This window comes from Aeromicrobium sp. P2_G6 (genome assembly GCF_056403535.1).
Genome location: NZ_JBFUFH010000007.1, coordinates 243,225 through 256,646, shown reverse-complemented (window position 1 = coordinate 256,646; position 13,422 = coordinate 243,225). Strand labels below are relative to the sequence as shown.

15 protein-coding genes are annotated in these 13,422 nt (G+C 67.8%); 8 read left to right on the top strand and 7 right to left on the bottom strand.

From position 1 onward, the window contains the following. Nucleotides 1–53: 53 nt before the first annotated feature. Nucleotides 54–245 carry a hypothetical protein gene (locus AC1DVU_RS20575; protein WP_476924315.1) on the bottom strand — a complete coding sequence of 64 codons (192 nt, stop codon included), beginning with the start codon at nt 243–245 and terminating at the stop codon, nt 54–56. Beyond that, on the bottom strand, nt 245–1,471 hold the full coding sequence (mshC, locus tag AC1DVU_RS20570) for a cysteine--1-D-myo-inosityl 2-amino-2-deoxy-alpha-D-glucopyranoside ligase (RefSeq protein ID WP_476924314.1): 1,227 nt from the start codon (nt 1,469–1,471) through the stop codon (nt 245–247). The genes AC1DVU_RS20575 and mshC overlap by 1 nt, the downstream gene beginning before the upstream one ends. A 74-nt stretch (nt 1,472–1,545) precedes the next feature. Here mshC and AC1DVU_RS20565 point away from each other — a divergent pair, with 74 nt between their 5' ends. After that, a complete protein-coding gene (locus tag AC1DVU_RS20565; RefSeq protein ID WP_476924313.1) occupies nt 1,546–2,505 on the top strand; it encodes a magnesium and cobalt transport protein CorA in 960 nt (319 codons plus the stop codon). A 73-nt stretch (nt 2,506–2,578) separates the two neighbouring features. Here the strand turns inward: AC1DVU_RS20565 and AC1DVU_RS20560 are convergent, their stop codons facing one another. Further along, the gene (locus AC1DVU_RS20560) at nt 2,579–3,415 is read right to left on the bottom strand and encodes an undecaprenyl-diphosphate phosphatase (RefSeq protein ID WP_476924312.1); all 837 of its coding nucleotides are present in this window, start codon (nt 3,413–3,415) and stop codon (nt 2,579–2,581) included. 48 nt (nt 3,416–3,463) lie between these two features. Between AC1DVU_RS20560 and AC1DVU_RS20555 the strand changes: the two genes are divergently transcribed. Both AC1DVU_RS20555 and AC1DVU_RS20550 read left to right on the top strand, forming a co-directional pair. Next, nucleotides 3,464–4,417, top strand: coding sequence for an aldo/keto reductase (locus tag AC1DVU_RS20555; protein WP_476924311.1), 954 nt, complete (start codon nt 3,464–3,466; stop codon nt 4,415–4,417). A gap of 11 nt (nt 4,418–4,428) precedes the next feature. Further along, complete coding sequence (locus AC1DVU_RS20550; protein WP_476924310.1) at nt 4,429–4,614, top strand: DUF5703 family protein; 186 nt, start codon at nt 4,429–4,431, stop codon at nt 4,612–4,614. Nucleotides 4,615–4,634: 20 nt separating this feature from the next. Here AC1DVU_RS20550 and AC1DVU_RS20545 read toward each other — a convergent pair whose 3' ends face one another. After that, complete coding sequence (locus AC1DVU_RS20545) at nt 4,635–5,927, bottom strand: M20/M25/M40 family metallo-hydrolase (RefSeq protein WP_476924309.1); 1,293 nt, start codon at nt 5,925–5,927, stop codon at nt 4,635–4,637. A 42-nt stretch (nt 5,928–5,969) separates the two neighbouring features. Here AC1DVU_RS20545 and AC1DVU_RS20540 point away from each other — a divergent pair, with 42 nt between their 5' ends. Further along, nucleotides 5,970–6,539, top strand: a complete 570-nt coding sequence (locus AC1DVU_RS20540) for a dihydrofolate reductase family protein (RefSeq protein ID WP_476924308.1) — start codon at nt 5,970–5,972, stop codon at nt 6,537–6,539. Here the strand turns inward: AC1DVU_RS20540 and AC1DVU_RS20535 are convergent. Further along, the gene (locus AC1DVU_RS20535; protein WP_476924307.1) at nt 6,536–6,931 is read right to left on the bottom strand and encodes an SRPBCC family protein; all 396 of its coding nucleotides are present in this window, start codon (nt 6,929–6,931) and stop codon (nt 6,536–6,538) included. The two genes, AC1DVU_RS20540 and AC1DVU_RS20535, sit on opposite strands and share 4 nt — an antisense overlap. A gap of 15 nt (nt 6,932–6,946) precedes the next feature. Between AC1DVU_RS20535 and AC1DVU_RS20530 the strand changes: the two genes are divergently transcribed. Beyond that, the gene (locus AC1DVU_RS20530) at nt 6,947–7,828 is read left to right on the top strand and encodes an AAA family ATPase (RefSeq protein WP_476924306.1); all 882 of its coding nucleotides are present in this window, start codon (nt 6,947–6,949) and stop codon (nt 7,826–7,828) included. After that, a complete protein-coding gene (locus tag AC1DVU_RS20525; protein WP_476924305.1) occupies nt 7,825–9,234 on the top strand; it encodes a VWA domain-containing protein in 1,410 nt (469 codons plus the stop codon). The genes AC1DVU_RS20530 and AC1DVU_RS20525 overlap by 4 nt, the downstream gene beginning before the upstream one ends. Before the next feature lie 3 nt (nt 9,235–9,237). Here the strand turns inward: AC1DVU_RS20525 and AC1DVU_RS20520 are convergent, their stop codons facing one another. Further along, a complete protein-coding gene (locus AC1DVU_RS20520) occupies nt 9,238–9,999 on the bottom strand; it encodes a 3-hydroxyacyl-CoA dehydrogenase (RefSeq protein WP_476924304.1) in 762 nt (253 codons plus the stop codon). Between the two features lie 111 nt (nt 10,000–10,110). On the opposite strand from AC1DVU_RS20520, the gene AC1DVU_RS20515 reads away from it, so the two are divergent. After that, nucleotides 10,111–10,923 carry a phosphatase PAP2 family protein gene (locus AC1DVU_RS20515; protein WP_476924303.1) on the top strand — a complete coding sequence of 271 codons (813 nt, stop codon included), beginning with the start codon at nt 10,111–10,113 and terminating at the stop codon, nt 10,921–10,923. A 13-nt stretch (nt 10,924–10,936) separates the two neighbouring features. Here AC1DVU_RS20515 and AC1DVU_RS20510 read toward each other — a convergent pair whose 3' ends face one another. Then, nucleotides 10,937–12,451, bottom strand: coding sequence for an MFS transporter (locus AC1DVU_RS20510; protein WP_476924302.1), 1,515 nt, complete (start codon nt 12,449–12,451; stop codon nt 10,937–10,939). 151 nt (nt 12,452–12,602) lie between these two features. Between AC1DVU_RS20510 and AC1DVU_RS20505 the strand changes: the two genes are divergently transcribed. After that, entirely contained in the window at nt 12,603–13,421 is an 819-nt protein-coding gene (locus tag AC1DVU_RS20505) for an MBL fold metallo-hydrolase (RefSeq protein ID WP_476924301.1), read from the top strand. The last annotated feature ends 1 nt before the right edge of the window (nt 13,422 follow it).

The following is a 13,422-nucleotide window of genomic DNA, read 5'->3' as shown; positions in this document are numbered from 1 at the left end:
CCACTACTGCCCACAGACCAACCCGGCCACCTCCGCCAATAGGGTGCTGGTCCTCAGTTGGGTTCTTCGGGATCCTTGGGTTCGTCCTTCGGGTATGCCTTCCTACGCAGCAGGAGCGGCAGAAGCAGGACCGCTATGCCCGCGTAGAACACCGGCTCGTAGCCGGTGAAGATGTAGATCACTGCAAGCGCGGCGGCGACGACCCAGCGCAGGATGTCGAGCTGTCGCGCCGAGGGTTTCTGCATCAGAGCGCCACGCCGAGCAAGGCGTCGACGGCCGTGCGGACGGTGCGTCCGGCCTGCGGGTCAGCAGCTGAGTCGTCGGCGGCCCACGCGTCGATCGCGGCCAGAGCTGCGGGCGCGTCGAGATCGTTCGCCATGGCAGCACGTATGGCTTCGACCACGGCGGTGCCCGAGGGTGCGAGAGTCCGGCTCACGGCGTCGCGCCACGCAGCGAGTCGCTGCTCTGCTGCGGTGATCTCGTCGTCGAACCATTCCCAGTCGCTGCGATAGTGGTGCGCCAGCAACGCCAACCGGATCGCCATCGGGTCGCGGCCGTCGGCCCGCAGCTTGGAGACCAGCACGAGGTTGCCCTTGGACTTGGACATCTTCTCGCCCTCGAAGCCGACCATGCCGGCGTGGACGTAGGCCTGGGCGAACGCCTCATGCGTGACGACAGTCGCCTCGGAGGCCGACATCTCGTGATGCGGGAACACCAGGTCGGAGCCGCCGCCCTGCACGTCGAACGCCTCGCCAAGGTGCTTGAGGGCGATCGCGGCGCACTCGACGTGCCAGCCGGGACGCCCCTTGCCGAGCGAGGTCTCCCAGGCCGGCTCGTTGGGCCGCTCGGCCTGCCACAGCAGGCAGTCCAAGGGGTGCTTCTTGCCCGGCCGGTCGGGGTCTCCCCCGCGCTCAGGGAAGATCTTCAGCATGTCGGCCTCATCGAGACCGGAGACCGCACCGAACGCCGGGTCAGCGTGCACGTCGAAGTAGAGGTCGTCGTCGACCCGGTAGACCGAGCCGGCCTCGTCGAGTCGGCCGATGAGGTCGACGACCAGGTCGATCGTCTCGACAGCCCCGACGTAGTTGGCCGGGGGAATGATCCGCAGGGCGGTCATGTCCTCGCGGAACAGGTCGATCTCGCGGGCCGCGAGGTCTGCCCAGTCGACTCCCGTCGCGATGGCGCGCTCGATCAGCGGGTCGTCGACGTCGGTGACGTTCTGCGTGTAGTCGACGTCGAGCCCGTGATCCAGCCAGGCGCGCTGCAGCAGGTCGAACGCGAGGTAGGTCGCGGCATGCCCCATGTGCGTCGCGTCGTAGGGCGTGATGCCGCAGACGTAGAGCCGTGCCGAGCCTGATGGGTCGCTCGGGCGTACCTCGCCCGACGCCGTGTCGTGGACGCGTACGGCCGGCCCCTCACCGAGTCCGAGGTCGCCGAGGGTCGGGACGTCCGGGCGTGACCAGCTGCGCATGAGGCGAGCGTATCGGCTCAGCGGTTGCGGCCTGTCGACGGCGTCCGTGTGGTTCACGAGGGCAGAATGACCACGTGATCATCGACTGCGCGGTCTATCGCGACGGCGTCCGCGAGGACACCCACAGTGACAAGGGTTCACTCGATGCCGCACTGGCCGGGCTGGGCCAGGACGACTTCCTGTGGATCGGCATCGGCAATCCGACCTCCGATGAGATGCACCGGGTGGCCGCAGCCCTCCAGCTCCATCCGCTTGCGGTCGAGGACGCCCTGGAAGCCCATCAACGACCCAAGGTGGAGCAGTACGAGGACCACCTGTTCATGTCGATCCGCACTGTGACCTACAGCGACGACGACATCACGACCCACGAGGTCAACATCTTCCTCGGCAAGAACTTCCTGCTGACGGTGCGCCACGGCGGGCCGACGCTCAAGGAGGCCCGGCGCTCGGCGGAGAAGATGATCGAGCCGCTGTCGCACGGACCGACCGCAGCTCTCTACGCCGTGGTCGACAACATCGTCGACCACTACGAGGCGGTCGCGGCCGAGCTCGAGGTCGACGTGCAGGAGGTCGAGACCTCGGTGTTCTCGCCCGAGCGGTCCAACGACTCGACCCGCATCTACCGACTCAAGCGCGAGACGCTGGAGTTCCGCCGCGCCGTGCTGCCGCTCAAGGAGCCGATCACGCGGTTCGCGCTCGGCACGATGCCGGAGGACTCCCGGCCGTACTTCCGCGACATCGGCGACCACCTCGCGCGGGCGGCGGAGGCGATCGACTCGATCGACCACCTCCTGGACAACGCCTTGCAGGCCCACCTGGCGCAGCTGAGCGTCCAGCAGAACGAGGACATGCGCAAGCTCACCGCGGGCGCCACGATCTTCGCGGTGCCGACCGCGATCGCCGGCATCTACGGCATGAACTTCAAGTTGACGTCTTTCCAGCAGTGGAGCGGTGGCTTTTGGGTCACCACCGGCGTCACGCTGGTAATCGTCGGCTTCATTTGGCGAGCGTTCAAGAAGTCGGGCTGGCTCTAGGCCCAGCCGAATCAAAGTTGGCAAACGTTCCTTTCGACACGCAAGGACCGGGTCTTGAGCGTGTCGAAAGGAATCAGCTGACTGTGACGGTCGAGCTCATGACGCCGGTCGCGACCAGGACGAGGACCAGCACGCCGAGGGCGACGCGGTAGACAACGAACGGCGTGTACGACTTGCGGCTCACGTATTCCAGCAGCCAGTGGATCACCGCGAGGCCGACGACGAACGACACGATCGTCGCCACGATGGTGGGACCGGGCCCGTACTCGTTGGCCTGTCCTGGGATGTCCTTGAGGTTGAAGATTCCGGCACCAAGGACGGCCGGAATCGCCAGGAGGAAGGCGTAGCGGGTCGCAGCGCGCCGTTCGTACCCCAGCAGCAGGCCCATGCTGATCGTTCCGCCGGAGCGGGACACGCCGGGGAACAGCGCGCACGCTTGCGCGACACCGAACAGCACCGCGTCGCGGGTGGTGAGCTTCTCGATCGGCCGGTTCTTGAGGCCCCATCGCTCCGCGAAGCCGAGGATCAGCCCGAACACGATCAGCGCCACGCCGATCAGCGCGACGCGACGGAACTCGTGCTTGATCGAGTCCTGGAAGAGCAGGCCGAGGAACACGATCGGCACCGAGCCGATGATGACGGACCAGCCCATTCGCCACTCGAGCTCCTCGCGAGCACTGGCGTTGAACAGGCCGCGGATCCAGCCGGTCGCGATCGTGACGATGTCGCGCCAGAAGTAGATCACCACCGCCAGCTCCGTGCCGATCTGGATCACCGCCGTGAACGCGGCGCCCGGATCGTCCCACCCGAAGAACTTGGGGAAGATCGCGAGATGCGCGCTGCTGGAGATGGGAAGGAACTCGGTCAGGCCCTGAAGGAGACCCAGGACCACGGCACGAAGGAAATCCACCGTGCGAGCCTACCGGGGAGGCTTCACTCGGCCGACTAGCCTTGCGGCATGCAGTATCGCCGCGTTGGTGGATCGGGGCTGGAGGTCTCACGGCTCGGGCTCGGCACCATGACGTGGGGCACGGCCGTCGACGCCTACGACGCCGAGGAGCAGCTGTCGACGTTCCTCGATGCGGGCGGCACCCTGGTCGACACAGCACCCATCTACGGCGACGGTGCCTGTGAGGAGCTGCTCGGCACGCTGATCAACAAGGCTGACGTGCGCGGCCGCATCGTGCTCGCCGGCAAGGCCGGGTTGATCAAGCGGGGCGACCGCATCGACCGGGACAGCTCACGGCGTACGCTCCTCGACCAGCTCGACCTCTCACTGCGGCAGCTCGGCACCGATCACCTCGACCTGTGGCAGATCCACGCCTGGGATGCCGAAACGCCGATCGAGGAGACCCTCAGCACCCTGGAGCACGCCGTACGCACCGGGCGAACGCGTTATGTCGGCATCTCCAACTACGGCGGCTGGCAGACCTCCCTCGCGCACACCTGGCTCGCGGGACGGGCCGATGCCGTCCCGCTGATCAGCACGCAGGTCGAGTACTCACTCGTGAGGCGCGAGGCCGAGGACGAGGTCATTCCCGCCGCCCAGCACCTGGGGATGGGTGTCCTGGCCTGGTCCCCGCTGGGCCGCGGCGTGCTGACCGGCAAGTACCGCGGCGGCGTCCCCTCCGACTCACGTGCCGCGGACCCGGCATGGGAGGCGTTCGTCTCGAAGTACCTCACGCCACAGAAGTCGGCTGTCGTCGAAGCCCTCGCGCGAGCATCCGAGGGCTTGGACGTGACAATCGCTCACGTCGCGCTGGCCTGGTTGCTGGCCCGGCCCGCGGTTGCTTCCGCTGTCGTCGGGGCACGTACGACAGCACAGCTCCAGGAGAACCTGGCGTCGGAGGATCTCGAGCTCCCACCCGAGATCATCCAAGCCCTCGACGACGTATCGGAGAACGCACGGTGAGAGGTGAATCGATGATCGAGTACGAGTTCTGGAACCTCACGATCGACCGCACCAAGTCGCGTACGGCCGTGTGCCGCATGCTGACCGACGCGGCTGAGTACCAGGGGTGGGAGCTCGAGCGATTGCGCAAGGATGGCACGGGCCATCGCACCGTCGTCCTGCGTCGCAAGATCATCCGCATGCGCAGCACGCTGTAGGGCTTCGACGGCCCGAGTGGTCAGATCAGGTTCAGGAACTCGTCGAAGACCTTCGAGCCGAATTCCAGCGCGTCGACCGGCACGCGCTCGTCGACGCCGTGGAACAGCGCCGTGAAGTCGAGGTCTGCAGGCAATCGCAGCGGTGTGAAGCCGTACGACGTGATGCCCAGCTTGTGCCATGCCTTGGCGTCGGTGCCTCCGGACATCAGGAATGGCGCGATGTGGGCATCGGGATCCTGGCTGTGCAGCGCGACCGTCATGGCGTCGACCAGATCGCCCTCGAAGGCGTACTCGAGCGCTGCGTCGGTGATGTAGGGCTCGACCTGGACGTTGTCGCCGACGAGGCGCTGCACGGTCGGCACGAACGAGACGGCGTGCCCCGGCAGGTAGCGACCATCGACATACGCAATCGCCTCACCCGGCACGACGTTGTGCTTGTAGCCGGCCTCGAGCATCGTCGCGTTGGTGGTGTTGCGCATGCCTGCACCGATCATGCGTACGGCCGGACCGAACTGCTCGAGCAGCTCGTCGGCCGAGCCCTCCGTGCCGGAGAGCTCGCGCACCTTGCTCAGCAGGAGCTCCATCGACGGGCCCGGTTCGGCCGGCCACTGGTGCTCGCCCAGCGCGACGAGCGCCTCCGCGAGATGAATAACGGCGTTGTCGTCGTTGCGCATGGACCCGTGACCGGCGGTGCCGCGCGCCCGCAGGCGCATCCAGGCGATGCCCTTCTCGCCGGACTCGATGAGGTAGAGCCGCTTGCCGCCGACCTCTGTCGAGAAGCCGCCGACCTCGCCGATCGCCTCGGTGCAGCCTTCGAACAGGTCAGGGTGGTGCTCCACGAGCCAGTGGGCGCCGAGCAGACCGCCGGCTTCCTCATCGGCGGTGAACACGAGGGTGATCGGCCGATCCGGGATGTCGCCGGCACGCTGCCGGGCGCGTACGACCGACAGCAGCATCGCGTCGAAGTCCTTCATGTCGACCGCGCCGCGGCCGAACAGGTAGCCGTCGACGACCTCGGCGGCGAACGGGTCAACCTGCCAGTCGTTCGCCTGCGCGGGCACGACGTCGAGATGCCCGTGGATCAGGAGTCCCGGCCGGGGCGAGTTCTGGTTGCCCCAGCGAGCGACAAGGCTGGCACGGCCCGACTCGGACTCGAAGATCTGCGACTCGATGCCGACCTCGGCCAGCGACGCCGCGACGTACTCGGCAGCCTTGCGCTCCCCCGGTCCGGAGTCGTCACCGTAGTTGGAGGTGTCGATCCTGATCAGGTCGCGGCAGATGTCGAGAGCTTCGGATTCCGGCGAGTACCCCATACCGTGATCCTACGCAGGACGCATCGGAATCGGAGATCAGCCATGAGCGCACTCGTCATGTCCGTGACCATCTCGCTGGACGGGTATGCGACCGGCCCCGACGTCAGCATGGAGAACGCGATGGGCGTCGGCGGCGAGGCGTTGCACGAGTGGCTGTTCGAGGGCGACGAGACCGACAAGGCCGCCGGCGAGAGCATGTCCGCCGGCGTCGGGGCCTGCATCGTGGGGCGGGTCATGCATGACCTCGGGATCCCCCATTGGGGCGATGTGCCGTTGCCGATGCCGACCGTGGTGCTGACCCACGAGAAGCTGCCGAACCGGCCGATGACCTCAGCCAGCTTCACGTACGTCTCGGGCATCAAGCCCGCTCTCGCCCGGGCCCGTGAGCTCGCGGGTGAGCAGGACGTGCTGCTGATGGGTGGCCCCGGAGTCATACGCCAATACCTGTCGTTGGGCCTCGTCGACGAGATCCGCCTCAGCATCGCCCACCTGCTGCTCGGCGGAGGGCTGCGACTGTTCGAGGGAATCGGCAATCCTCCCCCACGGTTCGAGGCGGTGTCGTCGAAGTCGTCGTCGCTCGCGACGCACCTCGTCCTGCGTACGGTCCGCTAGGCGAGCAGCCCGTCGATCACTCTCGAGAAGACACGTGTGCTCACCGCGCGTGTGAGGGGGTCGAACGCGCGCGGCAGCCCGCGTACGTGGAGGTCTTCGCGCCACGTCACGCGGCTGCCGACGGGCATCGGGTCGACGGTCAGCTCGGCCCATCCGGTCACGACACGTCCGCGCTTCTCGAGCCGGCAGAAGGTCGGTTCGTGCCACTCCACGATCTCCATCGGGTCGTCGAAGGCGAGTCGCCCGATGCCGGTGCGGGCGATGAATCCATCGTCAGTCCTGGTGACCCGGGTCAGCGGCACGTGACGGGCGTGCTGCTCCCAGTCGGTGAGCCGTTGCCACGACTCCTCAGGTGGGAGGCGCACCTCACGAACGATCTCGAAGAGGGCCACGGCATCATCGTAGGCATGCGCACCATGCCGTTCACCTCGATCGATGACGTCAAGGCCAAGCTCGCCGGCGCGGGCTATCTCGCCTCCGACGCCATCGCGACCACCGTCTTCCTCGCCAGCGAGCTGGGCAAGCCGCTGCTCGTCGAGGGCCCCGCGGGCGTCGGGAAGACGGCTCTGTCGAGTGCGGTGGCCGAGGCGTGCGACGCCGACCTGGTACGCCTGCAGTGCTACGAAGGCGTCGACGAGGCCCGGGCGATCTACGAGTGGAACCACGCCAAGCAGCTGCTGCGGATCACTGCCGGCAAGGACGAGACGTGGGACGAGGCGCGCAACGACATCTTCAGCGAGGAGTTCCTGCTCGCCCGTCCCCTGCTGACGGCGATCCGCAACGAGGGACCGACGGTCCTGCTGATCGACGAGACCGACAAGGCGGACGTCGAGATCGAGGGACTGCTGCTGGAGGTGCTCGGCGACTTCCAGATCACGGTGCCCGAGCTCGGCACGATCTCCGCCACGAGCCGGCCGTTTGTGGTGCTCACGTCCAACGCGACCCGAGAGCTCTCGGAGGCGCTGCGTCGTCGTTGCCTGTTCCTGCACGTCGACTTCCCCGACGCCGAGCTCGAGCAGCAGATCGTACGTCTGAAGGTCCCGGAGCTGGATGCCACGCTCGGCGACTCGCTCGTCCGGGTCATCAACGCCTTGCGGGCGATGCCGCTGCGCAAGGCGCCGTCGGTCTCCGAGACGATCGACTGGGCCCGCACGCTCGTCGCCCTCGGTGCCGACATCCTCGACGACCAGGTGGTCAGGGAGAGCCTCGGTGTGATCCTCAAGCATCAGGACGACCTCGAGAAGGCCACCTCCCGCCTCGACCTCGACGAGGTGCTGGGGGCGTCATGACCCAGCCAGCTGCTCAGGACGTCGCCGGACGGCTCGTGGAGTTCGTCGGTGCGCTGCGCAGCAAGGGCATACCGGCCGGGACGAGCGAGACCGTCGACGCCGCGGCGGTCGTCGAGGTGCTCGGCATGAGCGACCGGTCACAGCTGCGGGAAGGACTGGCCTCGGCTCTCGTGCGCCGCGGTGGGCAGCGCGACGTCTTCGACATGACGTTCGACATCTTCTTCCCCGCCGGCGTGGGCGTGCCACAAGCTGCCCGCGAGACGGACGAGGAGTTCGACCTCGACGACCTGCGCGACCTGCTTGCCATGGCGCTCGCCGAGGGTGACCTGCGTGCCCTGGAGCAGGTGGCGGAGATCGCCGTCGACCTGCTCGGCGCGGTCGGTGCCGAGGGCACACCCACGGGCGGCTGGTCGGCCTATCAGACCCTCGAGCGGCTGCGGCCCCAGACCCTGCTCGTGCAGGCCCTCGGTCAACGCGGCCAAGGCGGCGGAGGCCAAGGACAAGGGCAGGGCGGAGGCCAGGGTCAGGGTGGCGGCTTCACCGAGCGCCTCGAGCGGGACGAGGTGCGGCAGGCCATCGATCGCTTCCGTGCTCTCGTGGCGAGCGAAGCGCGACGACGCACCGCGGAGCTGCGCGGCCGCGACGTCGTGACCAGGCACGCCGTCCGCACCGGCAGTGACCGGATCGACTTCCTTAGTGCCAACAAGCAGCAGCTCGAGGAGCTCGGGCGCATCGTCAGGCCCCTGTCGCGCAAGCTGGCGACCCGACTGGCGGCGCGGCGCCGCAAGGCAACCCGCGGCCGGATCGACATCCGCCGGACGCTGCGCCGCTCGATGTCGACCGGCGGCGTGCCGATTCGCCCCGTGTACGCCAAGCCGCACCCGTCCCGGCCCGAGCTCGTCCTGCTGTGCGACGTGTCCGGATCGGTGTCGGGGTTCTCGAGCTTCACGATGCACCTCGTGCAGGCGCTCAGCGGGCAGTTCAGCAAGGTGAGGGTCTTCGCGTTCGTCAACGCGATGGCCGAGGTCACCGACATCGTCAAGGACGGCGGCGACGACCTGGCCGGCCGCATCGCCCGCGAGGCCCGGATCACCAAGTGGCACACCAGCAGTGACTACGGCGAGGCGTTCGCCGACTTCCACGCCGAGCACATGACGGCGATCGGGCCGCGCACCGCGGTGCTGATCCTGGGTGACGCGCGCAACAACAACCAGGACGCCAACCTGGGCGCGCTCCACGAGATCAATCAGCGCGCCAGGCGTACGTTCTGGCTCAACCCGGAGCACTCGATGCGGTGGGGCCTCGGCGACTCGATCGCGCCGACCTACGCCGAGGTGGTCGAGATGCACGAGTGCTGCAACGTCGACCAGCTGACGAAGTTCATCACCCGGCTGCTGCCGGTGTGAGCGTCAGCGCGGCGCCATCCGGATGGCACCGTCGAGCCGGATCGTCTCGCCGTTGAGCATCGGGTTGGCCACGATGTGGGCGGCGAGTGCGCCATACTCCGCCGGATCGCCAAGCCGGCTCGGGTGCGGGACCTGCTTGCCCAGCGACGCCCTGGCGTCCTCCGGCAATGAGGCCAGCAGCGGGGTGTCGAACAGGCCCGGGGCGATCGTCATGACCCGGATGCCCAGCGATGCCAGGTCGCGGGCGATCGGGAGCGTCATCCCGACGACGCCGCCCTTCGACGCCGCGTAGGCCGCCTGCCCGATCTGGCCGTCGAACGCGGCGATCGATGCGGTGTTGATGATGACCCCGCGCTCCTCGCCGAGCGGCTCAAGCGTGGCGATGCGCGCAGCGGCAAGACGCAGGACGTTGAACGAGCCGATCAGGTTGATCTCGATGATCCGCTGGAACTTGTCGAGCGGGTACGGGCCCTGCTTGCCGACCGTCTTGATCGCGTCACCGGTGCCGGCGCAGTTGACGACGACCCGGAGATCGCCGAGCGACGCAGCCACGTCGAGGGCCTCCGTGACCGCTGCTTCATCACGCACGTCTGCGGCCGCAAAGCGCACGGACTCTCCCAGCCGCGACGCGACCTCCGCACCGGGCGAGCCCGGGAGGTCGAGGATGACGACCTTGGCACCGGCAGCCAGCAGAGCCTCGACGGTGGCCAGGCCGAGGCCGGAGGCGCCTCCGGTGACGAGGGCTACGGAGTTCTTCACGTCCATGAACGGGTCCTGTTCTTCGATTCTTGCGAGGCTTGTCTGAAGTCCGCCCCTACGATCGCACAGGCGTCCGTAAGATCATCTCGTGATCCGCCCGACAACCCTTCAGCTCCGATGAGCTGGGCGACCTGGGACCAAGCGGCCATCGCATCTGCGGTGAGCCTCGTCGCCTGGTTGGTGCTGCGCGCGGTGCCGCGCAGCCGGGTGCGCAACGCGCTGTTGCCGGCATTCAGCGAGTTCGCCCTGATCTCAGCGCTGTACGCGGTCTGGCGCCTGGCCCGCGAGCTGCCCTTCACACACGAGGAGGGTGCACTCGCCCGCGGCCGCGCGATCGACGACTTCCAGCAGTTCCTGCACCTGCCGACCGAGATCTCGATGCAGCACCTCGTGGTGCACCAGGACTGGCTCGCGGCACTGACGAACGACTACTACGCGACACTGCACGTGCCGGCGCTGCTGGTGTTCCTGGTGTGGCTGTTCATCCGCCACCGCGACCAGTATCCGCACTGGCGAAACGGCCTGGCCGGTCTCACGGCGTTCTGCCTCGTGATCCGATTCATCCGCGTCGCCCCGCCGCGTTTCGTGCAGGAGCTGGGCTTCGTGGACCTGTCGGACAAGCACGGGTTCGACGTCTACGGCGATGTCGGCACCGGGATCTCCGACCAGTTCGCCGCCATGCCGTCGATCCACGTCGGGTGGGCGGCGGTCGTCGCGCTCGGCGTGTTCTCGGTGACCACGAGCCGGTGGCGCTGGGTTGTCCTCATGCACCTGCCGATCACGATCTTCGTCGTCGCAGCGACGGGGCATCACTGGTGGCTGGACGGCATCGTGGCGATCGTGCTGCTCTGGGTCTCGCTCGCCGTCGACTCGTACGTTCGCGCGCGCCTGGCCCGGCGCAAGGAGCTCGTCCCCGCGCCGGCCATCTGAACCCCAGGCGCGTTCAGGTGGGCATGCCGGCTTCGGCCGGCACATCCTCCTTCTTGGCGTTCATGAGGAATGCCGCCACTGCCAAGGACACGACCAGCATCATCGCGCCCCAGAAGAACGCGACGTGGTAGCCGTGGACGAACGCGTGGCCCGTCGCGGTCTGCGGCGACTCGCCGACGTGGTCCCCGAGGTAGGCCGTGACCGCTCCGGCATACAGCGTGTTGAGCAGGGCGGTGCCGAGTGAACCGCCGACCTGCTGAGACGTGTTGAGCAGGGCGCTGGCGACGCCGGCGTCGTGCGTGCCCACCCCGACCAGCGCGGTGCTGGAAGCAGTGATGAAGACGCCCGCCATGCCGATGCTCATCAGCAGGAGGGAAGGCAGGACGTAGCCCCAGTAGGACGTGTCCTCGGTGAGCTGGGTCAACATCAGCATGCCGACGATCGTCAGCGCGAGACCCGGAACCATGATCGGCATCGGACCGATTCGTGGCAGCAGGTTTGACACGAAGCCGGCCGCGCCGATGACGCCCAGGCTGAACGGCAGGAAGGCGAACCCGGACTCGAGTGGCGTGTAGCCCATCGTGATCTGGAAGTAGAACGTCATGAACAAGAACATGGCGAACAGGCCGGATCCCACGAACAGGAACACGAGGTAGGAGCCGCCACGATTGCGGTCGAGTACGACCCACAACGGAAGCAACGGCGTGCTGGTCCGTTTCTCCCACACGACGAACGCCACCAGGAGCACCACCGCGATCGACAGGAACGTGAGGGTCGACGGATCGGTCCAGCCCTGCACCTCGGTGCTCTTGCCCGGGTCCTTGAGCTTGGCGGCCTCCGTGAACCCATAGACGAGGGACACGAGTCCGACGGTGACGAGCACGGCGCCGGGGATGTCGTACTTGGTGTTGCCCTTCGCCTTGCTCTCGTGGACCACGCGAGCCGCGCCGAGTGCGGCTGCCAGGGCGATCGGGACGTTGACACCGAGGCACCAGCGCCACGAGGCGTACTCGGTCAGCACGCCGCCGAGGATCAGGCCGATCGCCGCACCGCCACCGGAGATCGCGCCGAAGACCCCGAACGCGGTCGCGCGCTCCTTGGGCAGCGTGAACGTCACCGAGATCAGCGAGAGAGCAGCCGGCGCCAGCAGTGCCGCGAAGGCGCCCTGCAGACCCCTGGCCGCATAGAGCAGCCCGGCGGTCGAGGCGAGGCCACCCAGTGCCGAGGCACCTGCGAACCCGATCAGGCCGATGATGAACGTCCGCTTGCGCCCGGTGTAGTCCGCGATGCGGCCACCGAGCAGCAGCAGACCACCGAACGCCAGCGTGTAGGCCGTGACGACCCACTGCCGGTCGGCGTCACTGATGTTGAGGTCCTTCTGGGCAGACGGCAGGGCGATGTTGACGATCGAGGCATCCAGGATGATCATCAGCTGAGCCACGGCGATCACGCCGAGCGCGAGCCACCGTCGCGGATCGGGTGCCTCGGACGGTGAACCGGAGCCAGTCATGGGGTTGCTGTCGGTCATGGGTCCTCCTGCAGACGAACGGTGAATTGTCGGTCATATGGCGGAACACGAACGAGCCTATGCCCGCCCGCCGACAGATTTCGATGGTTCGACCGGACCAATTCGGACAGGCCATCGCGCCGCATCGGCCGTGCTGTCTTACCGTGGGCCCATGAGTGACTTCGTGATCTGTCAGACCTGCGCCGTGGAGCACACCGACAGGATCGAGGTGTGCGCCATCTGCGCCGATGAGCGCCAGTGGGTGCCGGCCGAGGGTCAGCTGTGGACCACGCTCGACGAGCTTGTCGCGGACGGACACCACGCCCAGATCGCTGACCTCGAGCCCGATCTCTACGCGATCACGGCGACGCCTCCCGTGGGCATCGGTCAGCAGTCGAAGCTGCTCTGCACGCCCGCGGGCAACCTGCTGTGGGACCCCGTCGGCTTCGTCGACGCCGAGGTCGCGGCACGCGTCCTGGAGCTCGGAGACGTCCGCGCGATCGTCGCGAGCCACCCGCACATGTACGGCGTCCAGGTCGAGTGGAGCCGCCTGCTCGGTGGGCCGCCGGTCCTGGTCGCTGAGGCCGACCGCGAGTGGGTCGCGCGCCCGGATCCGGTGATCGAGACGTGGTCCGACGACCTCGAGGTCCTACCGGGAGTGACACTCAGCCAGCCCGGCGGCCACTTCCCGGGCAGCGCCGTCGCGCACTGGCAGGCCGGCGCCGACGGCCGTGGAGTCCTGCTCACCGGCGACACGATCTTCGCGAACCCGGATCGTACGTCCGTGAGCTTCATGCGCAGCTATCCCAACCGGCTCCCGCTCTCCGGTGCCGTCGTGCAGCGCGTGGCCGCCCACGTCGACCGGTTCGACTACGACCGGCTCTACGGCAACTTCGACAACGCCATCGACTCGGACGCCAAGGCGATCGTGCACCGCTCGGCTGAGCGGCATGCCGCCTGGGTCAACGGCGACTTCGACCACCTGACCTGAC

Coding starts and splice junctions, on each gene's coding strand:
- AC1DVU_RS20505 (WP_476924301.1), top strand. CDS start 12,603: ATGAGTGACTTCGTGATCTGTCAGACCTGCGCCGTGGAGCACACCGAC.
- AC1DVU_RS20555 (WP_476924311.1), top strand. CDS start 3,464: ATGCAGTATCGCCGCGTTGGTGGATCGGGGCTGGAGGTCTCACGGCTC.
- AC1DVU_RS20550 (WP_476924310.1), top strand. CDS start 4,429: ATGATCGAGTACGAGTTCTGGAACCTCACGATCGACCGCACCAAGTCG.
- AC1DVU_RS20515 (WP_476924303.1), top strand. CDS start 10,111: ATGAGCTGGGCGACCTGGGACCAAGCGGCCATCGCATCTGCGGTGAGC.
- AC1DVU_RS20520 (WP_476924304.1), bottom strand. CDS start 9,999: ATGGACGTGAAGAACTCCGTAGCCCTCGTCACCGGAGGCGCCTCCGGC.
- AC1DVU_RS20545 (WP_476924309.1), bottom strand. CDS start 5,927: ATGGGGTACTCGCCGGAATCCGAAGCTCTCGACATCTGCCGCGACCTG.
- AC1DVU_RS20540 (WP_476924308.1), top strand. CDS start 5,970: ATGAGCGCACTCGTCATGTCCGTGACCATCTCGCTGGACGGGTATGCG.
- AC1DVU_RS20510 (WP_476924302.1), bottom strand. CDS start 12,451: ATGACCGACAGCAACCCCATGACTGGCTCCGGTTCACCGTCCGAGGCA.
- AC1DVU_RS20575 (WP_476924315.1), bottom strand. CDS start 245: ATGCAGAAACCCTCGGCGCGACAGCTCGACATCCTGCGCTGGGTCGTC.
- AC1DVU_RS20525 (WP_476924305.1), top strand. CDS start 7,825: ATGACCCAGCCAGCTGCTCAGGACGTCGCCGGACGGCTCGTGGAGTTC.
- mshC (WP_476924314.1), bottom strand. CDS start 1,471: ATGCGCAGCTGGTCACGCCCGGACGTCCCGACCCTCGGCGACCTCGGA.
- AC1DVU_RS20530 (WP_476924306.1), top strand. CDS start 6,947: ATGCGCACCATGCCGTTCACCTCGATCGATGACGTCAAGGCCAAGCTC.